Raw genomic sequence first — 24,327 nt, 5'->3', positions numbered from 1 at the left:
GAGGGCGGCTCCGCCCCTGGGTCGCTCGGGCATCGGCCCCGCGGCGGCGCTCTGCGGTGCTCTTCGATGGATGTCAGCCGCCGCTCGTGCCTCGCATAAACCCCCATCGACGAACGGTGAGGCGCCCGGGCGGCACGCGCTGACCGAGAGGCTCACCGAGCCGTGCGTCGCACGAAAGCGATACAGAGCAAGGAACAGACGTCATGAAGACCATTCACAGCATCGCACTTCTGGGGACCATCTTCAGCGTTTCCGCCGTCGCCGACGCGGCGGTCCAGAACCATCACGGCGGGGTTTGCCGCGCCCAGGCCCCGGAGCACGCCAATCGGGTGTACTATCCGGCCATGGGCATCGAGGCGCTGCAAAGCGTCAACGTGGCCTGCCCGCTCGTCACCACCGGCGAGCAGATCAATGAGGTCGAAGTCAACGTCAGGGACACCACCCGGCCGGCCACCCTCTGCTCCGTGACGGCCACCAACTGGAATGGGACCGAGGTCGGCAACCTCAACTTCAGCATCGCGTCCGGAGCGCAATGGAAGTCGGTGACGGTGCCCGACTCGATGAAGGGGCCGTTCGTATCGTACCTGGTCACCTGCTCGCTCCCGAAGAATCAGATCCTCACGAGCATCAACGTCAGCCTCCCGTGAGCGTCGGGGGTGCGGTCCCCGCGCACGCGCCCCGAAGGGGCCGGCCGCGCCCCGGTCGGCCGGCCCCTGGCGCGACCGCGAGCCGATGGCGTAGCCACCGGCCGACGCGCGCGTCTCCGTTCGCGCCGTGCGGCGGCGCACCGCCCCCACGCAAGCGCCGCGGGCGCCGGGCCGCCGGAGGCGCCGCTGGACCGGACGGGGCCCTTCACGTCCACGCCCGGCATCGGTATAACGAGGAGGCCATGAGCGCCGATTCGTCAGGCCTGAAGCGGCCCAGGTACCCGATGCCGGATTTCGTCAAGACTGCGCTGGACGAGCGTGGCTTGATGGATGCTTACCGGCAGCGCCCCGCCTACCAGCAGAACGACTACATCGGGTGGATCGACAAGGCGAAGCGCCAGGAGACCAAGGAAAAGCGGCTTCTCCAGATGCTGGATGAGCTCGAGGCGGGCGGCGTTTACATGAACATGAAACACCCAGCCTCGGAAAAGGGGTGAGATGCTGGCCTACGTGTTCTGGCACTGGAGACAGCCACAGGCCGCCGCGAAGGACTACGAGGGCCGGCAGCGCGCCTTTCATGCGGCGCTCGCCGCAGCGCCGTCGCCAGGCTTTGTCCGGTCGTTCAGCGTCGGGCTCTCCGGGGCTCCCTGGGCGGCCGGCGGCGGCGACGTCTACGAGGACTGGTACCTCGTGCAAGATTTCGGTGCGCTCGGCGCATTGAACGAGGCCGCGGTCTCGGCCAGCCGCTCGGCGCCGCACGACGCCGCCGCCGCCGTGGCCAGCGGCGGGGCCGGGGGACTGTACCGCCTGCGGGGCGGAGCAGCGCTGCGCGCGCCCGGCTACGCCCACTGGTTCGGCAAGCCCGACGGCATGTCCTACGGTGAGCTCTTCGCCCAGCTCGCGCCGGTCCTGGACCAGGCGGGCGCCGGCCTGTGGATGCGCCAGATGGTGCTCGGGCCTGGCCGGGAGTTCTGCGTGCACGCGGGGGCCCCCGTGTCGCTGCCCGCTCCGTTCGATGCGCTCGTCCTCCCGCTCCGGCCGGCGTGGCCGGCGCTCGACGACGAGGACACCGCGCCGGCGCGCTGAGGCGCGCGCCCTCGCGGCGGCTCTCCGTTGCTCCGGACGCGACCCACGACCCCTGGCAACATCGTGGCATCGCTCGGCTCCACGCTCGTGCTGGCCATCGTCCCGGGCCCCGGCGACATCGCGGTGGTCGCGAGGTCCGTCGCCTCCGGATTCACGAGCGCGCTCTTCATGATCGTCGGGATCGTCGCCACGTGCTGCTCCGCGGATAGCGCAGGTCTGGCCATGCAGGCCGGTGTCGCGCGGCGCACCACAGACGCGCCGACGCGGTGTCCCGCCGATTTGCCACCTCAGCCTGTACGCTGAGCCCTTGCTGCGGTATAGACTCGATATTTCGCCGGAGCGCGCCGTCGTCATTTGTAGCGCACGACACGTCGAGCGTTGGTGAATCGTGGAACGAGGACCTGACATCGGTCCGCTGAGGGAGAACGAATGAACGGAGAGGTGGTTCATGGTGACGCGTCCACCTCCGACCTCGCCGCGGCGCGCCAGCAGATAGGCGCGCTGGAGAGCGCGCTGGCCGAGGCGCAGGCCGCGCTGGCAGCGGCGCGGGCAGCGCTGGACGAGGCGCGGGCGGGGTACCAGGGCCTGGTCGAGGTGCTGAACCAGTCGCCGGCGCCCACCGCCATGTGGCAGGGCGACGACTTCACGTATACCTTCGTGAACCCGGCCTACTGCGCGGCCCTGCCGGGCCGCGAGTTCCTGGGCAGGCCGCTCGTCGAGGTCGCGCCGGAGGCCAAGGAGCAGGGGCTCCTCGACCTCTTCAATCATGTCTATCGCACGGGCAATCCCTTCATCGCCAGCGAGCTCCCGGTGGCGGTCCGCGACCCCACGACCGGCCGCGACGAGCAACGTTGGTTCAACGTGGTGTACGCGCCTGTTCGCGACGGGGCGGGCGCGATCGTCGGGGTGTGCCATTTCAGCGTCGAGCTGACCGAGCAGGTGCGGGCGCGGCAGGCCGCCGAGGCCAGGGCCGCGGAGCTGCGGCGGAGCGCCGAGCTCATCGCGGCGCAGCAGGAGACGATCCGCGCCCTCGGCACGCCGCTCCTGCCCCTCGCGCCCGGCGTGCTCGCCATGCCCCTCGTCGGGCCCATCGACACCCGGCGCTCCGAGCAGATCATGGAAGGGCTGCTCCACGGGGTCGCGAAGGAAGGCGCCTCCACGGTGATCCTCGACGTCACCGGCGTGGAGACGATCGACACGCAGGCGGCGAACGCGATGATCCGCGCCGCGCAGTCCGTGCGATTGCTCGGGGCCCGCGTGCTGATCACCGGGATTCAGCCGGCCATGGCCCAAGTCCTCGTACAGCTCGGCATCGATCTGCGCGGCATCGCCACCTTCAGCACCCTGCGCTCCGGCATCGCGGCGGCCCTGGGCGCGAGGTAGCATCGCGACGCACAACCGTTCGATTTTGTTGATTATTTTGCGTCCATCCCGCGCCGCCCGCGCGCCGGCAACCGTGGAGTCGTCGCGGCGCCGCGCCCGCCGGCGGGCGGGCCGGACGGCGCCCGCGTTCCGTGTACAATGCGCGCCATGAACCGCTTCCTCATGCTGAGCCTGCTGACTCTGGCCGTCGCGTGTGCCCCCGAGCCTCGAGAATTTACGCCGGATGGCTCCTCTGCCACGAGCGCGGGGACCTCCGGCGGGGGTGGGAGCGGCGGGGTCGACCTGCCCGGCTGCGACGAGGGTGAGGTCTCCTGCTCCGGTCTCTGCGTGGATTTGCGCTCCGATCCGGAGCACTGCGGCGCTTGCGACCATTACTGCCTCGGAGAGGCGTGCGCGCAGGGGCGCTGCGAGCCGCTCCTCCTGGCGTCGGGCGGAACCGAGCCGGTGGACATCGCGGTCGACGACACCAACGCTTACTGGGCCGATGCCGTCGCTCGCACGGTGATGATGGTGCCGGCCGGCGGCGGCAATGCCTCCGTCTTCGTCTCGGGGGATCCCCCCTTCTCTCCCCGGAGCGTCGCGGTCCACGGCGGCACGGTCTACCTCTCGGACTCCGGCACAGAGATCATCATGAAGTCGTCGCTCGAGGGCGATCTCGAGATCCTCGCCGCTGGGCAGACGTACCCCATGGGCATCGCGGCCGACGCCGCGAACGTCTACTGGACGAGCGCCGACCAGGGCACCGTCATGAAGGTGCCGGTCCAGGGCGGCGACGCCGTCGCGCTCGCGACAGCGCAGGAGTCGCCCCTCGGCGTCGCGGTGGACGCGACCCACGTCTACTGGGTGAACGAAGGGGGCACGGTGATGAAGGTGCCGATCGAGGGCGGCGACGTCGTCACGCTGGCAGAAGGGCAGGCGAAGCCCAAGGACATCGCCGTGGACGCGGCCTTCGTCTACTGGACCAACGACGGAGGCACTGTCATGAAGGCCACGCTCGATGGTGGCGGCCCCTTCGCGCTCGCGGAGGGGCAGCGCAACCCGCGGAAGCTCGCGATTGACGCCGAGAGCGTCTACTGGACGAACGATGACGGGACCGTGAAGAAGGTGCCTGTCGGAGGCGGCGACATCACGACGCTCGCGACAGGGCAAGATCATCCGCTCGGCATCGCGGTGGACGCCACGAGCGTCTACTGGACGAACAGCGCCGCCGGCACGGTGATGAAGCTCCCGAAATGAGCCCTCGCGGGCCGTCAGGAGCGTGCTCTTGCCGAGGCCGCTTGCCATGCGGGCCGTTCGGGCGCGACGATCCGGGTCTCCATGAAGCGAGCCGCCCTCCTGCTGCCGATCGCCCTCGTCGCCGCGTGCGCCGGCGCTCCGGCTCCCCAGCACGGCCCCGTCGCGCCGCTGCCTCCGGCGCCGCTCCCGGCGCGCGCCGCGCCCGCCCCCGCGGCGGCGCAGCCCGCGACCGCGCCGGAGGGGCTCTCCTCCGTGCTGCGGATCGCCGACCCGCAGCGGACCTGGAGCCACCTCACGCGGTTTCTGGCGAGCACGCCGCTCGGCCCGCTCCTGTGGAGCGCGGGCCCGATGAGGCCCGAGATGCTGCTCGAGTACGCGCTGGGTCCCGCGCTCGCCGAGGTGGTCGATCTGGACAGGCCGATCGACGTCGCCTGGTTCGGCATCACGGAGACGGAGTCGCGCGTCGTGGTCTCCCTGCCGGTCGCGGAGCAGGAGGTGCTGCGGCTGCACGAGCGATTCGTGCTCAAGGAGCACCGGGGCATCCTGCGCGTCGAGCGCGCGCGCGACGCCGACCCCGACGAGGAGACGCCGCCCCACACCTGCGCCTTCGAGCCCGGCGCGCGCAGGGGCAACGCGCGCCTGCTCTGCGCCCAGGACGCGAAGGACATCGACGCGGCCGCGCGTTACCTCGTGGAGGTCGTCGGCCCGCAGCCGGTCGACGCCGACGCGCGGATCGAGGTGCTGGAGTGGGCGATCCGCGAGGTGATGAAGAGCGAGGACGGCGGCGATGACGACGGCCACACGGGGGCGCTGGGCCGGGAGCTCGGCGACGCGCTCATGCGCGACCTCGAGAGCATGAGCATGGACCTCCGGTGGGGCCACGCGGAGGTCGACGTCGGCGTCAGCCTGCGCTTCGCGAGCCGGCGCTCGCCGCTCACGCTGGCCCTCGCGCCGGCCGTGGCGCCGGACGCCGCCCCCCCGCCGGCCTTCCTGCGCCTGCCGAGCGACACGGCCGTCGCGTTCTACACCCAGGGCGCGTCGCGCGCGGAGCTCACCCCGCTGCGCGAGGCCCTCTTCCGGGCGGTGCGCGACGACTCGGTGGACGACGGCTACGACGCGGCGGTGCTCGATCGATTGCTCCAGCGCTTCGACACGATGGTGCTCACGGGAGGCTCCTTGGTGATGGGCGCGGGCGGAGATCGCGCGGCGGCGGAGCGGGCGCTCGCGGCTTACCAGAGCGGCAAGGGCGCGGCGCGCTCGCAGAAGGCCGCGCGCCGCGCGCTGCAGCCGTGGATCCTGGTCGCGGTCGAGGAGCCGGCCCAGACCTGGATCCCGGGGGTGAAGGAGCTGCTCCTGCTCAGCGAGGAGCTGGACAAGCTCAAGGCGAGCGCGAAGGCAGCGGGGGGCGCAGGCGCGCCGGGCGCCCCGGAGGCCCGCGCAAGCAAGGACGAGGACAACGAGCGCACCACGTCCGTGATCGTCCGAGCGCCCGCCACGCTGCCCGCGGGGACGCTGCACGTCGAGCTGCGCTCTACGCCGCTCACGAAGGGCGCCCCGCCCGCGAAGGCCCCGCGCACGACGCACCTCTACGTCGTGCCCGCCGGCCAGCGGACGTGGTTCGGGATCGGCGATGAGGACGCCGCCGTGGTGGCCCGGCTGCGCGCCGCGACCGACCCGGGTCGGGACGAGCGCACGCTCGGCGCGGCGCCGGGCCTGGAGGCGCTGCGACAGCCCGGGGCGCTGGCCGGCGGGCTCTTCTCGCTGGCGGGCCTCACGTTGCTGGGGGCGACCGGCGACACGAAGGAGGCGCTGGATGAAGCCGCCGAGCAGCTCGCCGGGCTCGCGACGCTGCCGGCGCGCGGCGAGGTCGCGATCCCGGTCGCGGTCACCTCCGACGTGCTCGGCTCCGGCGCGGCCCGCGTCACCGCCCGCGTGCGGCTGCCCATGGCCGCGATCCAGGACGCGATCGCGCTCGGCTCGCGCTGACGCCAGGCCGCCTCGGGCGAAGCCCGCGCAGCGCTCGCCGCGGGCTCACATCGACACGTTGATCGTCGGCGTCTGGTCGGTCGTCCAGCCGTCGGGGCTTGGGAAGTAGGTCGTCTCCTCGTCGCCGCCCCGGGTCGTGTGGATCTGGTACCGGCGATTCGCTCCGCAGTTGAAGAGCGCCCCATAGACGATCGATTTCGTCTCACCGGGGTCGACCTGCTCGGACGAGCTCTTCGCGAGCTTGTCCCACGTGCCGCCTCTCGCCTTCACCTTGCTCTCGTCCCAGTCGACCGCGAACGGCTGGCTGCCGGAGTTGTGCACGCGCACCGTGATCTGGCACCCGGCCACGGCGTCGTTCGGCACGCTCGCGGCGACCGCGGCGGCGATGGGCAACACGGCGGCGGCGGCGATCAAGGTCCGGCGGATGAGCACACGTCGATCGAGCTTCATGGTGAGTCCTCCTCTGGTTGCGGCCGTCGATTCACCGCGACGGCGCGCTCGCGGGGGCAGGCTCAGCAACCGGCAGGCCAGGCGAGAGATCGCGCCGATCCCCGGAGATCGAGCCGTCTCGCGGCCGCGCGCCGCCTGCCTCGGAGGCGCCGAGACGCCCGCGCTCCGCACGGCCGGCTCGCCGGTGCGCCCTCTCCGCGGATCTCTGCGGGTGACACACTGTCACAGGGGTGTCCGGTGACACCCTGTGACAGGAGACGCTACGCCCGCTTCGGCGGGATCGGGTACATCGCGGCGAGGTCGTCGTTCCGCCGGAACCCGAGCGCCTCCCGGTGCACGCGCAGCTCCCAGAGCGCCTGCGCGGCCACCTCCCGCTGCCGGTTGTAGGCCGCGATCATCGCCGCCCGCTCCCGCGCGTCGGCGCCCTGGCCGCGGGCGAGCTCATCGAGCGCCTTGCCCTGCAGCTCGAGCTCGAGCAGCGCGACGTTGATCTTGTCCTCGGACCTCCCGAGCGCCGAGGCCATCTCCCTGAGGATCTCGCCGGCGAGATCCGACGGGGCGGCCGCGGGCAGGCGCTGCCGGAGGCGGTCGAGGTACGGGCTCTTGTGCCCCTGGTCCTTGAGCTGATCGACGAGCTTCTTCCACGCGGGCTCGGACATGCCCCTTCAGCGTAGCAGCGCCCCGGGATCGCACCGCCTCGCCGCGGGCGCGCGGCGCCGCCGGGGCCGGCCGAGCTCGCCCGCGCCGCGGCCGCGCGCGGCCCGGCGCGCCGCGCGGTCAGCCCCACCCCTCCAGCACGACCTTCCCCACGGTCTGCCCCGACTCCAGGCGCGCGTGCGCGGCGCGCAGGTTCGCCGCGTCGATCCGGCCGAGGTGCTCGCGCCGCGTCGAGCGGAGGCGCCCCGCGTCCACCCACGCCGCCACGCGCGTGAGGATCTCCCGCTGCGCGACCATGTCCGGGGTGCCGTGGAGCGACCGCGTGAACATCAGCTCCCACGAGAAGCTCGCGCTCTTCGACATCAGCTTGCCGAGGTCGACCGGCCCCGACGTCTCGACGATGCCGACGATGCGCCCGAGCGGCGCCACGACGTCCGCCATCGTGTCCCACCACGCCTCGGTGCTCTGCGTGTTGAAGATCAGCTCCACGCCCTTCATGCCCGCGGCCTCGAGCTGCGGGCGGAGCGGCGCGCGGTGGTCGACGAGGACGTCGGCGCCGAGGAGCGCCGCCCACGCCCGGCTCTCCTCGCGCGACGCGGTGGCGACCACGCGCAGCCCGGCGGCCTTCGCGAGCTGCACCACCATCGAGCCCACGCCGCCGGCGCCGCCGATGACGAGCACCGTGCGCCCCGCGTCGCGGCCGTCGGGCTCGACGCGGAGGCGCTCGAACAGCCCCTCCCACGCGGTCAGCGCGGTGAGCGGCAGCGCCGCCGCGTCGGCGAACCCGAGCGTCCGCGGCATCGGCCCGGCGATGCGCTCGTCGACGAGGTGCACCTCGGCGTTGCTGCCGGGCCGCGCGATGCTCCCCGCGTAGTACACGCGGTCCCCCGGGCGGAAGGCGGTGACCTCCGCGCCGACCGCCTCGACGACGCCGGCGGCGTCCCAGCCGAGCACGCGCGGCGCGTCCTCGACCCGGGGCTTCGGCGAGCGGACCTTCACGTCGACCGGGTTCACGGCGACCGCGCGCACCCGCACGCGCAGGTCGCGCGGCCCCGGCTCCGGCTCCGGAAGCTCGACGTCGAGCAGGCTCTCGGGGTGATCGATCGGGAGGTAACGGTGGAGTCCTACGGCGCGCATGGCTTCTCCTCGCGGGGACCGGCAGAGGTCCCCGTCACGCATCGCAAGGTGCACCCGGCGGCCGCAGCGCACAATCGGCCCGCGGAGACGAAGATCTGTGAATGCAGTTCATCAATGACGCCGACGCGACGGCCGAGCTCACCCCGCGGCCGTCGCCGCGCCGTCGGCGGCCGTCAGCGCGCCCGGAGCGCCTCGTCGAGATCGGTCCAGAGGTCGTCGAGCGACTCGAGGCCGATCGAGAGCCGGAGCAGGTTCGGGGGCGCCAGCGTCCGCGGGCCCTCCACGGTCGCCCGGTGCTCGATCAGGCTCTCGACGCCGCCGAGGGAGGTCGCGCGGAGAAAGACCTTCACGCGGCCGGCGACGCGGAGCGCGTCCTCGGCGCCGCCGCGCACGAGGATGGAGAGCATCGACCCGAACCCGCCCTGCATCTGCCGCGCTGCCACCGCGTGACCGGGGTGGGACTCGAGCCCCGGGTACAGCACCCGCTCGACGCCGGCGTGGGCCGCGAGGCGGCGGGCGAGCTCCAAGGCGGTGGCGCTCGCCCGGCCGACGCGCACGAAGAGCGTCCGCATGCCCCGCAGGAGGAGCCACGCCTCGAACGGGCCGGGGACCGCGCCCTGCACGTGGCGGAGGTGGCGGACGCGCTGCCACGCCTCGTCGTCGCGCGCGGCCACGAGCGCGCCCGCGAGGACGTCGCTGTGGCCGTTGAGCGCCTTGGTGGCGGCGTGCATCACGAGGTCGGCGCCGAGGTCGAGCGGCTGCGTGTGGACGGGCGTGGCGACGGTCGAGTCGACGGCGAGCCGCGCGCCGCGCGCGCGGGCGATCTCGGCCGCGGCCGCGATGTCGACGACGTCCCAGGTGGGGTTCGCGGGCGTCTCGATCCAGACGAGGGACGTCGGGCCGCGCTGGACGGCCGCGCGGAGCGCGTCGAGGTCGGTCGCGTCGACGAGCTCGAGATCGACGTTCCACGTCGCGCACCACTCGGTCATCCAGAGGCGGAGGCCGTGGTACATCGCGCGCGAGGCGACGAGGCGCGCGCCGGGCCGCACGAGCGCCTGCACGGCCGTGGTCGCGGCGGCCATGCCCGACGCGAACAGGCGCGCGTCGGCGCCGCGCTCGAGGGCGGCGAGCAGCGCCTCGGGCGCGCGGTACGTCGGGTTGTCGTCGCGCGTGTACTCGTGGGCGGCGGGCAGGCGATAGCCCTCGTCGCGCGCGTACGTCGTGCTCGCGTGGAGCGGCGGCACGACCGCGCCGGTCGCGTCGTCGATGAAGTGGCGCGCCTGCGCGGCGAGCGTCTCGGGAGAGGTCATCGGGGCCGAGGATAGCGCGGGCGCCGGCGCTCGCGCCCGCCCCGGTCGATGGCCTCGCGGCGCATCGACGCGGCGGGCCATGGGCTGCGAGGCGATCCGACTCAGTCCACGCGCACGACCGCGACCTGCGCGACCTTCCCGGGAGGCTCGACGTCCACCGTGAGGAAGTGTCGCCCGATGCCGTCGAGCCGCTCGGGGATCGCGCCGCCGCCGCCCGAGATGTACGCCGGGATCCCCGCGTTCTCGAACGCATAGAACGAATGGATGTGGCCGTAGAACGTGAGATCCACGCGCCCGTCCGCGAGCATCGTCAGCAGCTTGTTCGCCTCGGCGCGGCTCGCGAACGCGCCGTTGCGCGAGCCCACCGGATCGAGGGGCGCGAGGTGCATCGTGACCACGTGCAAGCGCTCCCGCCCCTCGGCGAGCCAGCCGTCGAGCCACCCGTACGCGAGCGGATCGATCGTCGCGCTCGCCGAGTCGAGCATCGTGAACTGCACGCCCCGGAACGCGAAGCTGAAGTTCCCCCGGCCGAACCACTCGTGATAGAGGTCGTCCCGCGTGCCGAGCTCGTGGTTGCCGAGCGTCGCATAGCACGGGAAACGCAGCGTCTTCATCTCGCGCTGGAACCGCTCGAGCTGCTCGGGCGAGCCGCGCGAGGTGAGATCGCCGCTGATGAGCGCGAAGCGGACGCCCTCCGCCTCGTTCATCTTCGCGTAGATGTCCTGAACGCTGTCGATCTTCTCCTGGACGTCGGCGAACACCGCGAACCGCCACGGCTCGAGCCGCGCCTCGTCCGGCGGGCGCAGCGAGAGCGCCGCCTCGGCGCCGGGCGGCAGGGAGAGGCGGAAGGTGCGCTGGGTCGGATGCGGCGCCTCGACGAGCTCCACGGGCACGCGCTCGTCGCCGACGCGGGCCGAGAGCTCGGCGTCGACGAGCATGTTCTCGATCGTGATCGTCCACGGCCCGCCCGCCTCGTCGGTGAGGCGCATCGAGAGCGCGGGCGCGCTCGCCCAGAGCGAGAGCGCGCCCGGCTCGAGGCGGCGGATCGCCGCGAGCCCCTCGTCCACGGCGACGCGCGCCTGGCCCCGCGAGGCCTTCCCCACCTCCAGGTCGCGGCGCGCGCGGCCCTCGGCGACGTCGAGGCAAGAGAGGGTGAGCGGCGCGGTGAGGGCGAGCAGCGCGAGGAGAGCGTGTCTCGGGATCATGGCGAGTCTCCAGGGCGGAAGAGCAGCGACAGGCGCCCGACGTACGCGGAGCCGGCCTCCACGTCGGCGAGCAGGCCCCAGCGCCGCGAGGCGTAGAGCCGGCCCTCGAGGCCGAGGTGGCCCGGGACGCCGCTGCCGAGGCCGGGGATCTTCGCGCCGCCGGCATACCCGTCGTGCCGGTGGTCGTAGACCACCTTGGCCTCGCCGCGCGGATATCCGGCGTGCCCGAGGTACATGCCGAAGGCGAAATGGGGAATCAAGAGCTCGTTCCCCTCGAGCGGGCGGCGGCCGTAGCGGTAGCCCTCGACCGCGATCCCCCACCCCATCTCCGCGAACGAGCCCCGGAGCGTGCGCCCGATGTGGGCGAGGTCGAGCCGGCCCTGGAGGGTGACCTCGCCGGTGGTGATCGAGAAGTCGTCGGAGGTGTAGCGATGATGGGTGATCGCGCCCTCGAGCTCGAGGAACGAGCCGTCGGCCGCGCGCGGGCTTTCCGGCGTGCGGGGGCCGAGGAAGCGGTACGCGGCCTCGGCGCGGAGGCGCGCGTTGTCGTCGTTCAGGGAAAACCAGCCTGAGCCCGAGAGGCGGAGCGAGCTCAGGCGCAGATCCATGCCCGGCACGAGGAACGTGCGGTAGGCGAACGTGGGGTCGTACACGTAGGCCACGCCGAGCTGCGTCTCGACCCAGGGCAGCGACCGAGGAGGGCTGCCGGTGCCGCCCTCCGGGGCGAGCACGCCGTAGAGGTCCGCGAGGAGGGAGATCCCGAACAGGCCTGCGCCCGTCACGGTGGTGAGCACGATGGGGGCGATGACGCGCCGTGAGGCCCCGGAGACCGCCGCGCCCGCGAGGCCGCCCACGGCGAGCCCGGCCCCTGCGCCCTCGAGCCCGAGGAGGATCCACCCCGTGCGCGCCTCGCCCAGGAGGAAGTGCCCGGTGCCGTGCGCGACGACCCCGGGGACCACCGCGCCGGCCGCGGCGAGGGCGCGCCGCCCGGTGGAGACGCGTTCCCTCGCCGGCGCGGCGGCCGCAGGCGCTTCGCTCGATGCGGATGCCGCAGGCGCTCCGCTCGACGCGGCGGCCGCAGGCGCTCCGCTCGGCGCGGCGGCCGCAGGCGCTCCGCTCGGCGCGGGCACGGCCGGGGAGCCCGGCGCGCCCTTGCCCTCCCCGGCCTGGGCCGGCGCGGCGACGAGGAGGAGCAACAGGGCGAGGAGGTGGCCTGTCGTACGCGGGGTCCTCAGCATCGAGCTCTGCGCGGCGGAGGCCTACCGTGGCACGGTCGCTCGGACTTTGCACGCGTCGACAGCACCCCGGCCACGACGTCGCTCCTCGGCCAGGGTCGGCCGCGTGTCCTCAGGACCACGAGCACATCGGGCTGCTCGCGCCCGCGGAGCGGACGGCGGGACATCAGCGACTCTTCGACCAGCACGACGCGCAGCGCCCGTATCGCCTACGAGCCCTGCGTGCGCGGTTATAGATTCAAGTTGACAACCACGTCGTCCGCGCCTCCGGCGGACCGCTCACAGGGCCGGTGAGACCGGCAACGCCGGGGCGAGGCGCGCGACCGAGATCGGGACCGGCTCAGCCGAGATCCGGGAACCAGCTCCCGTGGATCCCGAAGGGAACGCGCCTGGGCAGCGCGATGGTGGCGAGCGCGGGTGCCGCGAAGTCGGCCGCATCGAGCACGACGAGGTCGCTCGCGTTCCGTCTGCGATCGTAGACATAGCCGATGGCATAGCCGTCGTCCTCGTCGGAGCCCGGCGTCCTGGGGACGAAGACGCACTCGCCGGGGAAGCGATCGGGCCCGAAGTCATGGACCGTGGAACGGCCGGTTGCGACATCGTACTTGCGGAGCGCGGTATGGGTCGGAATGCCGTTTACCAGGTTGCGGAGCTCGAGGGCGTACACGTACCGGTGCGCCGATCCCGTACGGCGGTCGTCGATGCGCGGGAACTCGGCGTGCAGCGCGTCGAGCGCGGCCTCATGGACGACGCCCTCCTCGAGGTCCACGGTGTAGCGATGGAGCCGTGAGGGCGCGTCCAGCGTCGAGGCGCGCATGACGTCGAGCACGATCGTCCCGCCTTCCTCGTAGGCGTTGGCGGTGTGAACGACGCTGCAAGGCGCGATCGGGAACCAGCGCACCTGGTCGCCCCGGCCGTCGCGCGGCAGCACGCCGATGCGCGCGCCGTAGTCGTCGCTCCACTGGATCGGCACGGGAGTACGCCAGCCATGGAACAGCACGGGGAGATCGAGGAAGACCGCGTAACGTCGCGTGATCGCGAAGTCGTGCATGTAGGTGGGGCTCCCGACCTCGATCGGCTCCGATTGCACCAGCTCACCGGACGCATTCGCGCGGTAGTACGTGACGAACGGCGCCTGCAGGCCGTAGACGAAGAACAGCAGCTCTCCGGTCGAGGGGCAGATCTTCGGATGCGCGGTCATGCCGCGGGTCAGGCCGCCCGCGAAGTCGAGCGCGCCGACGGTCGCGAGCTCGCCGGTGACGACGACCGGAGGCGCCGTCTCGACCAGGGCCAGCAGCCTTCCCGCGTGACGGACGATGTTCGTGTTCGACGTCGTGGGCGCGTCGATCCAGCGGTTCCGGTACCAGCGGGCCCGACCGCCCTCGATGCGAACGCCGTGCAACATGCCCTGGCCGAGAAACCAGGTGGGCGATGGGCCGTTCCTCGGGTTGGGCCCATTGCGGACGTAGGTGCCCGCCAGCTCCGGCGGCAGCGTCCCCGTCACGTCGAGGTCGTGAACGGCGATCTCGTCGGGCACCGGGGCGAAGTTGCCGGTCAGGTGAAAGGGCAGGGTCTCGGGCGAACTGGGTCCAGTCATGCGCTCTCCTCGTCGTGGCCGTACCCGCTCCCCTCGGCCGGAGGACATCGCAATGGGACACCCGCGTTCGTCGCGCGTGCAGGGTGAAGGCTTCTTCTCGGCGGGATGGGCGCCCCTGCGCACCCGCGGACCACGGTAGCAGCCGCGAAGCGGGGCGCAACCGGCGCTCGACGAGTCCCACGCACCAGGAGCCCGCCGCGGGATCTGGAAAGAGAGTTTAACGCAAAGGCGCAAAGACGCAAAGGCGCAAAAAAAAAGAACAGTTGTTACGCGCTTTTTGCGTCTTGGCGCGTTTGCGTCAAAATTTCTCTTTGCTCGCGAGGCAGATCCCCGGTGGGATGTACGGACGCGCGGAACTAGGCCCCTCGCTGCCGCTCGAGCCGCTCCCGCATCACGTTCGGGATCCTCCCCGCCGCCTCGATCGCCCTCTCGAGCGCCGCCTTCGCGTCCTCGTGGCGGCCGCGCCGAGCGAGAGCGCGCGCCCGCGCCTCGATCACCTCGATCTGCTCCTGCCCCACCGAGTGGCGGGCCGACCGCTCCTCGAGCTCGTCCCACGCCTCGTCGCTCGCGTCCCGCGTCGCCAGGTCGATCATCGACCAGAGCACCTCTTCCGCGGGCGCCATCGCCGCATCCTCGCGCCCCGCCGCCGCGGCCTTCGCCTGCTGCGCCCGGATCGCCTCGATGATCTCGCGCGCCCTGCTCTCTTCGCCGCGATGGAGGAGCAGCCTCGCCAGGAGGAGATGCACCACCGGCCGCGCCTCCTCCCCGCGCAGCTGGCGCTCCAGCGACACGACCCGCTCCACGTGCGGCATGGCCGCGTCCAGGTCGCCCATCAGGTAGAGGTACTCGCCCAGGTTGAACTCCCCCACGACCTCCATGGTGCCGAGCCCCAGCTCGCGCGAGATGGAGAGAGAACGGCACAGGTCCAGGACCATCCCCTCGTTGTCCCCGAGGCACGCGCGGAGCATCGCCCGGTTGTTGATCGCGGGCCCGAGGTGCAGGAGATCGCCGCGCTCCTCGCACATGTGGATCGCCCGATCTAGCACCGCGCGTGCCTCGTCCAGCTTGCCCAGCCCCGGGTAGATGAAGCCCAGCAGGAGCAGCGACACCACCAGCGTCTCGTAGCCGTCGTCGCCCAGCCCTTCGGCCTGCGCCGCCGCGCGCTCGAACTGCTGCGCCGACTCCTCCTCCCGGCTGTCGCGGTGGAGCGAGCGCGCCACCGCCATCGACAGGCGCGCCGCGAGCGCCGGCGGCAACTCGCCCGGAGCGAGCGCCCCCGCCTCCTCCACCCGCTGCTTCGACCGCCCGTAGTCATCCATCCAGTCGAGCGCCGTGGCCTCGTCGAGCAGGATCTCGACCTGCTCGGTCACGTCGCCCTCCTCGACCGCCATCGCGCGCGCGCGATCGAGATCCCCGAGCGCGTCGTGGTAGCGGCCCAGCCGGTAGCGCATGAGCCCGCGGCCCCGGTACGCCGCCCTCCGCCGCGCCCCGCGCTCCGGGGCCGGCTGCGCGAGCGCCCGGCTGTAGTAGAGCTCCGCCTCCACGTAGGCGTGGCGCGCCCGCGCCCGCTCGGCGAGCTCCAGGTAGACCTCCTCCGCGACCGTGGCGAGCCCCGCCTCGGCCGCGTGGTGCGCGATCTTGTGCCGCCGCTGGTCCCGGCCCTCGTGCGCCGCCTCGCGGTGGTGCTCGTACGCGGCCAGGTGGATCCGCCGCCGCTCGGCCTCGGCGACGTCCTGCGCGACGGCCTCCCGCACCATCGCGTGCCGGAAGCGCAGCCGGCCCTTCCGCTCGTCGACCAGCACGCCCGCCCTCAGCAGCCGCTCGGTCCCGACGCGCGCGTCGAGCGGGAACGCCGCGCCGTCGCCGCGGAGATCCAGCTGGCGCAGCACGCCCGCGATCTCGTCGATCGACACGTCGGCGCCCAGCAGCGAGACGAGCCGCGCGTGCGACCCGAGCGCCGGCCCGAGCGCCTCGATCTCCGCCTGCGCCAGCGGATCGAGCTCCGGCAAGGCAGGCAGGCTGTCGAGCTCGTCCGTCGCCAGGTACCACGCGTCGCCCCGCCGGTGCCGGCGCAGGATCCCCTCGCGCTTGAGCCCGTGCACGAGCTCCACGAGGATCAGCGGCACCCGCTGGGAGCGCTCGAGCAGGCGATCGATCGCCGGCTCCGGCACGTCCCGCGCGGGCAGGAGCAGCCGCCGGCACAGCGCCCGCGCGCTCTCGTCGTCCAGCGGCTCGAGCCGCAGCGCCTCGCGCCGGGCGGCGCGCTCGCCCCAGGAAGGGTTCGCCTCGGCGAACGCCGGGCGCCCCATCGCGCAGATCCACAGCGGCGTGGCCTCGTCCGCGAGCGCCGCGTACTCGAGCGCCGCGAGCGTCGCGTCGCGGGCGTAGTGCGCGTCGTCGAGGACGACGAGCACGGGCGCCGCGGCCGCGCTCCGGCGCAGGCACTCGCCCGCGGCCCGCACGCGCGCCGAGTGCAGCGCGCCGGGCGCGGCCCGGAGCGCCTCGAGCTCCGGGAAGATCTCGACGCCCGTCTGCTCGTCCACCCACCCGAGCGCCATCGCGAGCCCGGAGCAAAGCTCCTCGCCGACCGCGGGGCCGAGCCGCTCGGCGAGCGCCGCGCGGACGCCGCTCTCCGGGGGCTCCTCGGGCACGCCGAGCGCCTCGCGCACGAGCTCGTGCAGCGTCGCGTCCGAGGCGGCGCTCGTCGGCTCGTGCCCCCGGAGATCGATGATGTGGGCGTGCGGCAGGCGCTCCCGGAGCCGCCTGACGAGCTCGGCGAAGAGGCTGCTCTTGCCGTGGCCGGGCCCGCCCGTCAGGGAGACGACCGTGGGCTGCCGCAGGCGGAGCGCGTCCTCGGCGCTCTGCAGCAGCTGATCGAGGATGTCGCGGCGGCCGACGAACGCGTCGGGCCGCGTCGCCTCCCGCGACTGGTCCTCGATGCCCGGCGGCAGCTCGTCGGCCGCCGGGGCGTGCGGCGCCTCCGGGAGCGCGGCCGACGCCTCGGGCGTGAGGAAGGGCCCGGTCGGCCCGGAGGCGGCTGGCCACCGCTCGGCGCGCGAGAAGAGCGGGCTCAGGAGACGCCGCGTCCCGTCCGCGCGCCCCTGGATGGACACCGGCGCGAGATCGATGAGCACCCGCGCGCACACCCCGCGCCGCAGCAGCTCGTCGGCCGCGCGCCGCGCGCGGCGGGCAGGGCTGGCCGCGCCCTCCTGGGCGAAGACGCCCACGTAACGCGCGCCCGAGGCGTGCGCGAGCTCGCCGCCGAGCGCCCGGAGCCGGCGCTGCACGGCGACGCGATCGGACGCGCTCTCGAAGAACAGGAGCCCCATCACGCGGCGCTCGATGCCGGCCACGGAGCGCGGCGCCTCGCGCTCGCCCGCCGTGCGCTCGTCCCGGAGCGCGCGCTCCAGCGCGGCGCGGAGCTCGGTCGCGCTCGCGAACCGCTCGCTCCGTTCCTTGGCCAGGCAGCGGTGCACCACCTCCTCGACCGCCCGCGGCACGGCCGCGCTGGCCGACAGGCGCGGCGGCCTGCGGCTCCGGTGGTCCTCCAGCACCGCCGCGCGCGGCCCCCAGAACGGGGGCCGGCCCGCGAAGAGCTCGTAGAGGATGACGCCCATCGCGTAGATGTCGGCGCGCGCGTCGAGATCGGCCCACCCGGCGGACTGCTCCGGCGCCATGTACTCGGCCGTGCCGACGGCCAGGTCCTCGTCCTGCCCGTCGTAGCGCCGCCCCACGACGCGGGCGATGCCGAAGTCGATGAGGGTCGCCTTGTGCTGATCGACGAGGATGTTCTCGGGCTTGAGGTCGCAGTGCACGTAGCCGCGGGCGTGCACGGCCTCGAGGGTCGCGAGGGTCGCGAGCCCGAGCCGGGCGGCCTCCTCGAGCTGCGGCGCGGGGCGCGCCGCGAGCCGGGCGGCGAGCGTGGGCGCGGCGATGTGCTCGATCACCGCGTAGGGCGAGCCGTCGTCCAGCACCCCCCACGCGTGCACGGCGGGCACGTGGGGGGCGCCGATCGACGAGAGCGCGTCGACCTCACCCCGGAGGCGCTGGGCCGCGTCGCGCCGGTCCGCGCGCGCGAGCTTGATGGCCACGCGCGCCCCGCCGCCCTCGGGCTCGGCCTCGACGACGAGGCCGAAGCCGCCCTGCCCCAGCGTCCTCCGGGTCCAGAAGCCCGGGAAGCGAGGCAAGGAGACGGGGACGATCTCCGTGATGTCCGGCGGGATCGACGACTGGCCGGACGGCGGCCGAGCGGACTGCGTGCACTCGGGGCACGCGCCCTGGCTCCGCCGCCCGCAGGCCGGACAGCGCCCCGCTTCACGGGCCGCGCGTTCCGGCTCCTCGCCTCGCAGGGCTTCCGAGCGCATTCACGCTCCTAGGGGGCGGGCGGCAAGAACGTGGTGATCACCTCGTCCATGCGCTCCCACGGCGAGACCGAAGGATTCCTGAGACACCCCCTGTAGAAGCCGTTCACCGTGTCCGTCCCGTTGCAGATGGTATCGCAGGAGCCCACGATCGTCATCGGACCACACTGCTGAACGGTCGTGGCCCCGGTCCCCGGGTCGACGCTGATGTGGCCGGCCGCACAGTCGCGCTGCAGCTGGCGCGCGCGCGTGACGCCTGCTGGTGAGTAGCAGGCCCGCAGAAAGGCCGGCTCCACCGTGCCGAACATGTTGCCCCAGAACGCGCCCTCTCTCACCGGATAGGCCGTGCGCTCCGCGGCGGTCGATGGCATCTCGTTGTTGCGCAGGGAGATCCTCACCGAGACGCCGTACCAGTTTATCCGCGCGGCGAGGCAGGCCGTGATCTGACGCTGAACGTATGTGTTGGGACCGATGGGGGTGGTCGCCCACCAGTGCGCGTACCCGAGCTCGCCGCGGTAGACCTCCGGGCGGGAGACCCCGCCGCTGTCGATCCATGAGAACGAGAACGTCTGGTCTGGGCGCAGCGCACAGCTCACGATGTAGCGGAGGAGGTCCCGCGCCATGGCGCCGTTCGTTCCCGGGTCCCGGATGGTCGACAGCGCGTTCTGGCTCAGCGCGTTCTGGCTCAGCGCGTTCTGGCTCAGCGCGTTCAATGTCAGCGAGTTCTGGCTCAGCGCGTTCTGGCTCAGCGCGTTGATGAGGTAGCCGTTGTCGCCCTCGAGCGCGCCCTCCGCCTCCTCGAGCAGCGCTTCCGGGTCGGAGTCGAGCTCAGCACCGATGCAGGCAGTGGTAACCAGAGGTACGACGAACAATGCAGCGAGACGCGCGCAGGAAAGTTCCATGATCGTCTCCCCCTTTCATCTCAGGGTTTTCAAAGCGAGGTCGAGCTATGGGAAAGTTTAAGTTACCATTTGGAAACGCCCCTGTATATGGCTTCGTAAAAGTTAATAAAAAACGTATCGCTCGATCAAAAATATATCGTTTGGTTGAACGAACACGAACGAGCGCCGCGTCGGCGGCTGGGAGCACGCAACGCACGCGCAGGTGGTAAGATATCGACGCACCACGCGAAGAGGCGACATGACGGACGAAGATGACGAAACCAGGACGTTGTTGTATGCTGAAAGGCTTATCGCGCACAGCGAGCTCCCGCCAGGTACGATGGCCGGCGAGTACATCCTCGAGGAGTTCATCGCCAAGGGCGGCTGCGGGGCCGTGTTTTCTGCGCGGCACCTCCACACGGGGAAGCGCGCCGCTGTCAAGGTGCTGAACGAGGCAGTGGTCCACTCCACCCGCGTGCTCGACCGGTTCGCGCGCGAGATCGAGGCCCTGCGCAGGATTTCCCACCCGAACATCGTCGAGATCTACGAGGTCGGCGAGATCGACGATCACCGGCCCTTCTACGCGATGGAGCACCTCGAGGGCCAGACGCTCGACGCGCTCATCAAGGCCGAGAAGCGGCTCGGGCTCCGCGACGTGCTGGAGCTGATGGAGCCGGTATGCGCGGCGCTCGGGGCGGCGCACGCTGCAGGGATCATCCACCGGGATGTCAAGGCGAGCAACATCTTCATCTGCTCGGGCCAGCCGCGCACCGTGAAGCTGCTCGACTTCGGCATCGCCAAGATGATGGCCCCCGAGGAGAGCTCGACCTGGCTCACCACCGCCGGACGTATGCCCGGGACGCCATCGATCATGGCGCCTGAGCAGATCCTGGGCGGTCCCATCGATGCGCGGGTCGATATCTATGCGCTCGGGGTACTTCTCCATCGCATGCTGGTAGGTAGATTACCATTCCACACAACCGACACGGACGAGATGGTGCGAAAGCACCTGGAGGAGACGCCGCTGCCCCCGAGCGTGCGGGTCCCGCTGCCTCTCGAGCTCGACGCGGTGGTGCTGCGGTGCATGGAGAAGATGCGTGAGCGGCGTTACAGCTCGGTCGAAGAGCTGATGAGCGCGCTCCGGGACGCCATCGGCGGGCCGGCATCGGTCTCGCCGGGCGGCCCTGATCCGACGCACGCGGCGGTGGCGGTTTACCTGGAGGTGCGGACGCGCGGCGGCGCCGACGAGCTCGACGAGGCGCTGGCCGCCGATATCGGGCAGGTGCTCGACCTCGCGGAGGCGCGGCTCTCGCGCGCGGGCTTCATCCTGGCGTCGCTCACCAGCAACGAGGTGCTCGGGGTGCGCCTCCTCCCGGCCACTGCGGCCGAGGAGCGGCGGGCGCGGCGGATGGCGCTCGACGCCGCCGCGTCGCTCCACGAGGCGCTGGCCCATCGCCCCGACGCGGACCCGCGCGTGCACGTCAACGTGTGCGTCCACGCGGACGAGGTGCAGGCGCGCCCCGGGCCGCCGCCCGAGATCACGGGGGGCGCGCTGATGAACGCTGGTCAGTGGGCGCCGGCGGACGAGGTGCACGGCGTGTTCGCGACGCCGAGCGCGACCGCGGGCATGACGAGCAACGACCCGGCGGAGCCCACGCCCGTACGATGACCGCGCGATGACCGGCGATGACCGCGCGACGACCGCGCCGCGCTTGCGTCTCCGGCCCGGTCCTCTGTACCTCTCCATCGGAGGAGGATCCCATGACGAAGGCCGCTGTTCTCCAGTTCTTCCCCGACTGGATCCACGCGCAGCAGGGCGAGATCGAGCGCCGAGGAGCGCTCAGGATCGAATACGACATGAGCCGCCTATCGCGCTGCTTCACGACCTGGCGCGGCGCCAAGATCGGCGACATCGTCGCCTACGTCCGCTTCCACCCCCGCGGCGAGATCGTGCAGGGGAGCGTCGTCGAGGAGGTGCGGGCCGAGGGGAGGCCGCCCGGGCCGGTGGTCGCGCACCGGGCCGCGCCGCTGGAGCTCGCGGTGCCCGACGACGCCACGGGCGTGGAGCTGTGGTTTCACCATTTCTCCCAGACCAGCCGTCGCTGCGACGCGTGGGACAGCCGCTTCGGGGAAAACTACTGGTTCGACGTCGGCGGCCCGCCGCCGCGGAGCCCGGCGCAGCCGGTCGTCTACCGCGCGGGGGCGCAGGCGCGGGCCGACATCGCGAACGTGCAGACCGCCCAGGTCTCGAAGATCAACGCGTTCCCGAGGCCCGCCGACGGGCCGAGCGTCGGGAAGGACATCCAGACGAACCTCAACCTCGTCGCGTGGGTCAGCCACACGGCCTGGGGCGCCAACGCGTGGATCGATGTCCACGTGTTCGACGGCGGCGACGCGCTCATCCACGCCGAGACGTTCCCGCTGGCCTATGCCGGGTTCGGCCCGGTCCAGCAGTATATCTTCACCGGCAAGATCTTCCAGGGATCCACGGCGACGCCAGGGTCGGTGTCGCCGCGGCCGGACGCGCGCAAGGTGCAGTTTCGCTTGTACTATGAAGTCGACGGCCAGGTGTTCACCGATGGCATCCTGCACCAGGCGGAGCTCCCCGAAGACGCGCTGATCTGAAAGGCGCCCTGCGCGCGCGCAGGGAGCGCGGCGCGCCACGGCGCAGGCCGCCGTGGGCCCTCCCGCGCCTCGAAGAGGGCTCTCTGGCTCCTCGAACGCCTCCCGGGCGCGCCGGAGGCGGCCGGACGCGCCCCAGACGTCCGCGCCGCGCCGCGGCGCGGCGCTCGCCGCGGGAGAGCGCCCCGTGGTAAGAGAGCGCTCCCATGGCGAGCCGCTTCTACGTCACGACGCCCATCTATTACATCAACGACGTCCCGCACCTCGGCACCGCCTACACGACGATCGCCGCGGACGTGCTGTGCCGCTATCACCGAGTGCGCGGCCACGAGAGCCGCATGCTCACCGGCACGGACGAGCACGGCCTCAAGATCCAGCGCGCCGCCGAGGCGCGCGGCCTCGCGCCGGGCGTCCACGCCGACGAGATCTCCGCGGCCTTCCGCGCCACGTGGCCCAAGCTCGGCTGCGCTCCGGACGACTTCATCCGCACGAGCGAGCCTCGCCACAAGAAGGCCGTGCAAGAGCTGTGGCGCCGCATCCAGGCGCGCGGGGACATCTACCTCGGCCACTACGAGGGGCTCTACTGCGTCGGGTGCGAGGCCTATTATACCGAGAAGGACCTGAAGCAGCCCGGCAACGTCTGCCCGCTGCACCACCGGCCCGTCGAGAGCGTCAAGGAAGAGAGCTACTTCTTCCGCCTCTCCAAGTATGGAGACGCGCTGCTCGACTACTACCGGCGCAACCCCACCTTCGTGCAGCCGGCGAGCCGCCTGAACGAGGTGACGAGCTTCGTGCGCGAGGGGCTCCAGGATCTGTCGGTCTCCCGCACCACGTTCCAGTGGGGCATCCCCGTCCCCGGCGACCCGAAGCACGTCATGTACGTGTGGTTCGACGCGCTGGCGAACTACCTCACCGCGCTCAAGGAGCCCGAGGACAACACGCGCTTCTGGCCGGCCGACGTGCACCTCGTCGGCAAGGACATCCTCCGCTTCCACGCCGTCTACTGGCCCGCGTTCCTGCTCTCGGCCGGCTACGGCGAGGCCGAGCTGCCGCGCCAGGTGTTCGCCCACGGGTTCCTCACCTACAGCGGCCAGAAGATGTCGAAGACGCTCCGCAACACCATCAGCCCCGTCGAGGTGGCGGAGGCCCTCTCCGAGGCGGCGGCGGCGGCCCTCCCCGGCGGCGCGGGCGCCGCGGCCGGCGCGCCGCCGGTCGGGGTGGACGTGGTGCGCTATTGCCTCATGCGCGCGATCTCGTTCGGTCACGACGGCGATTTCAGCATCCAGGACCTCCTGGCCCGGTACGGCTCGGAGCTCGGCAACGCGCTCGGCAACCTGCTGAACCGGGTGCTCCCGTTCGCCGACGAGGTCCCCGAGAAGGGGGAGCTCGGCCCGCTCGAGGAGGAGCTCCTCGCCGCGCAGCAGCAGGCCTCGGCGGCCGCGGCGGCGGCGTTCGACGCGCACCAGCCGACGCGCGCGCTCGACGCGATCTGGACGGTGATCGCGGCGGCGAACCTCTACATCGACAAGGCCGCTCCGTGGGTGGCCAAGAAGACCGATCCGCGGCGCCTCGGGACGATCGTCGCGACCCTGGTCGAGCAGCTCGGCGCGATCAGCGTGATGATCTCGCCCGTGATGCCGGTGGTGGCGGCCAGGATGCGCGATCAGCTCGGGCTGCAGCCGCTCGCGCCCGAGCCGGGCAACGACCAGTGGCCGCTGCTCCCCGCCGCCCGAGCGCCCGGCGAGAAGCTCCGCAAGGGCTCGCCGATCTTCCCGCGCCTCGAGAAGGAGAAAGAGGCCGAGCTGCTCGCCCGGTTCGCCCCGCCGCCGGCGGACGCCGAGGCGACAAAGGCCGCGCCCGGGGCCAAGGCCGCGCCCGAGGCGAAGGCGACGCCGGAGGCCAAGGCCGCGCCCGAGGCGAACGGCGGCGCCGGCGCCGCTGCCCAGCCGGCGCGTGAGGGCAAGGGCCCCGTGCCGTTCGACGACTTCGCCCGGCTGGACCTCCGGATCGGCGTGGTCGCGAGCGCCGAGCGCGTGAAGAAGAAGGACCGATTGCTCGATCTGCGGGTCGATACCGGCGACGGCGCGCCCCGGCGCATCATCTCGGGCATCGCCGCGAGCTACGCCCCGGAAGAGCTGGTCGGCAAGCGGGTCGTCGTCCTCTGCAACCTGCCGCCGCGCGACTTCGGCAAAGGGCTCGTGTCCGAGGGCATGCTGCTCACCGCCGAGGTCGACGGGCGAGTCCGCACCATCACGGTCGAGGACGCGGCGCCGGGCACGCCGGTGCTCTGAAGCCACGATCCAATTTGTAACATTTACTGCATTACCGGCACACGGCAAACGCCCCGGCGCCACCGCCGCGGCGTTCCGACCAGCCCGCATCCGTCCGTTCCAAACAGATACCCCCGGCGCGCTGTGCCGTGTTATGGGTCTTTTCCGATGATTCCCAGTCGGCTCGTCGAGATCGGCTCGCCGGGATCGCCGTTGGGGAGGGAGACGGAGGGTTCGATGCGCTTCCTTGGCGGCCTGACGAGG

At 72.4% G+C, this 24,327-nt stretch carries 18 protein-coding genes; 9 read left to right on the top strand and 9 right to left on the bottom strand.

Going from position 1 to position 24,327, the window contains the following annotated elements; all coding sequences use genetic code 11:
• The first annotated feature begins 203 nt into the window (after nucleotides 1-203).
• The 6 genes from WMF26_RS00900 to WMF26_RS00875 all read left to right on the top strand — a co-directional run bounded on the left by WMF26_RS00900 (nucleotide 204) and on the right by WMF26_RS00875 (nucleotide 6,338).
• The gene (locus WMF26_RS00900; protein ID WP_437998752.1) at nucleotides 204-647 is read left to right on the top strand and encodes a hypothetical protein; all 444 of its coding nucleotides are present in this window, start codon (nucleotides 204-206) and stop codon (nucleotides 645-647) included.
• 242 nt (nucleotides 648-889) lie between these two features.
• Nucleotides 890-1,144, top strand: coding sequence for a YdeI/OmpD-associated family protein (locus tag WMF26_RS00895; protein ID WP_437998751.1), 255 nt, complete (start codon nucleotides 890-892; stop codon nucleotides 1,142-1,144).
• A 1-nt stretch (nucleotide 1,145) separates the two neighbouring features.
• Nucleotides 1,146-1,733 carry a hypothetical protein gene (locus tag WMF26_RS00890; RefSeq protein WP_437953445.1) on the top strand — a complete coding sequence of 196 codons (588 nt, stop codon included), beginning with the start codon at nucleotides 1,146-1,148 and terminating at the stop codon, nucleotides 1,731-1,733.
• Nucleotides 1,734-2,174: 441 nt separating this feature from the next.
• Nucleotides 2,175-3,116, top strand: a complete 942-nt coding sequence (locus WMF26_RS00885; RefSeq protein WP_437998750.1) for an STAS domain-containing protein — start codon at nucleotides 2,175-2,177, stop codon at nucleotides 3,114-3,116.
• A gap of 147 nt (nucleotides 3,117-3,263) precedes the next feature.
• A complete protein-coding gene (locus WMF26_RS00880; protein ID WP_437998749.1) occupies nucleotides 3,264-4,352 on the top strand; it encodes a hypothetical protein in 1,089 nt (362 codons plus the stop codon).
• Nucleotides 4,353-4,433: 81 nt separating this feature from the next.
• The gene (locus WMF26_RS00875) at nucleotides 4,434-6,338 is read left to right on the top strand and encodes a hypothetical protein (protein ID WP_437998748.1); all 1,905 of its coding nucleotides are present in this window, start codon (nucleotides 4,434-4,436) and stop codon (nucleotides 6,336-6,338) included.
• A gap of 45 nt (nucleotides 6,339-6,383) precedes the next feature.
• Here WMF26_RS00875 and WMF26_RS00870 read toward each other — a convergent pair whose 3' ends face one another.
• The 9 genes from WMF26_RS00870 to WMF26_RS00830 form a co-directional block, all read right to left on the bottom strand.
• The gene (locus tag WMF26_RS00870) at nucleotides 6,384-6,788 is read right to left on the bottom strand and encodes a hypothetical protein (protein WP_437998747.1); all 405 of its coding nucleotides are present in this window, start codon (nucleotides 6,786-6,788) and stop codon (nucleotides 6,384-6,386) included.
• A 260-nt stretch (nucleotides 6,789-7,048) separates the two neighbouring features.
• Complete coding sequence (locus WMF26_RS00865) at nucleotides 7,049-7,447, bottom strand: hypothetical protein (RefSeq protein WP_061624030.1); 399 nt, start codon at nucleotides 7,445-7,447, stop codon at nucleotides 7,049-7,051.
• 118 nt (nucleotides 7,448-7,565) lie between these two features.
• Nucleotides 7,566-8,582 carry a zinc-binding alcohol dehydrogenase family protein gene (locus WMF26_RS00860; RefSeq protein WP_437998746.1) on the bottom strand — a complete coding sequence of 339 codons (1,017 nt, stop codon included), beginning with the start codon at nucleotides 8,580-8,582 and terminating at the stop codon, nucleotides 7,566-7,568.
• Between the two features lie 173 nt (nucleotides 8,583-8,755).
• Complete coding sequence (locus WMF26_RS00855) at nucleotides 8,756-9,892, bottom strand: trans-sulfuration enzyme family protein (protein WP_437998745.1); 1,137 nt, start codon at nucleotides 9,890-9,892, stop codon at nucleotides 8,756-8,758.
• Nucleotides 9,893-9,993: 101 nt separating this feature from the next.
• Nucleotides 9,994-11,097 (bottom strand): metallophosphoesterase family protein, encoded by a 1,104-nt coding sequence (locus WMF26_RS00850; protein WP_437998744.1) that lies wholly within the window; start codon nucleotides 11,095-11,097, stop codon nucleotides 9,994-9,996.
• Nucleotides 11,094-12,335: a hypothetical protein gene (locus WMF26_RS00845; RefSeq protein ID WP_437998743.1), complete on the bottom strand. Its 1,242-nt coding sequence runs from the start codon at nucleotides 12,333-12,335 to the stop codon at nucleotides 11,094-11,096. The genes WMF26_RS00850 and WMF26_RS00845 overlap by 4 nt, the downstream gene beginning before the upstream one ends.
• Before the next feature lie 337 nt (nucleotides 12,336-12,672).
• A complete protein-coding gene (locus WMF26_RS00840) occupies nucleotides 12,673-13,929 on the bottom strand; it encodes a carotenoid oxygenase family protein (protein WP_437998742.1) in 1,257 nt (418 codons plus the stop codon).
• 356 nt (nucleotides 13,930-14,285) lie between these two features.
• Nucleotides 14,286-18,293: a serine/threonine-protein kinase gene (locus WMF26_RS00835; RefSeq protein WP_437998741.1), complete on the bottom strand. Its 4,008-nt coding sequence runs from the start codon at nucleotides 18,291-18,293 to the stop codon at nucleotides 14,286-14,288.
• Between the two features lie 8 nt (nucleotides 18,294-18,301).
• Nucleotides 18,302-19,192, bottom strand: coding sequence for a hypothetical protein (locus tag WMF26_RS00830; RefSeq protein ID WP_437998740.1), 891 nt, complete (start codon nucleotides 19,190-19,192; stop codon nucleotides 18,302-18,304).
• Between the two features lie 238 nt (nucleotides 19,193-19,430).
• Between WMF26_RS00830 and WMF26_RS00825 the strand changes: the two genes are divergently transcribed.
• The 3 genes from WMF26_RS00825 to metG all read left to right on the top strand — a co-directional run bounded on the left by WMF26_RS00825 (nucleotide 19,431) and on the right by metG (nucleotide 24,084).
• Nucleotides 19,431-20,840, top strand: coding sequence for a serine/threonine protein kinase (locus tag WMF26_RS00825; RefSeq protein ID WP_437998739.1), 1,410 nt, complete (start codon nucleotides 19,431-19,433; stop codon nucleotides 20,838-20,840).
• 92 nt (nucleotides 20,841-20,932) lie between these two features.
• Nucleotides 20,933-21,796: a DUF6209 family protein gene (locus WMF26_RS00820; RefSeq protein WP_437998738.1), complete on the top strand. Its 864-nt coding sequence runs from the start codon at nucleotides 20,933-20,935 to the stop codon at nucleotides 21,794-21,796.
• A 203-nt stretch (nucleotides 21,797-21,999) separates the two neighbouring features.
• The gene (metG, locus tag WMF26_RS00815; RefSeq protein WP_437998737.1) at nucleotides 22,000-24,084 is read left to right on the top strand and encodes a methionine--tRNA ligase; all 2,085 of its coding nucleotides are present in this window, start codon (nucleotides 22,000-22,002) and stop codon (nucleotides 24,082-24,084) included.
• Nucleotides 24,085-24,327 lie beyond the last annotated feature (243 nt).

It is taken from the genome of Sorangium sp. So ce185 (genome assembly GCF_051526825.1).
Taxonomy (GTDB): Bacteria; Myxococcota_A; Polyangia; order Polyangiales; family Polyangiaceae; genus Sorangium; species Sorangium cellulosum_D.
Note: the sequence above shows the minus strand (reverse complement) of the source record. Positions and strands in the feature narration are given on the sequence as shown.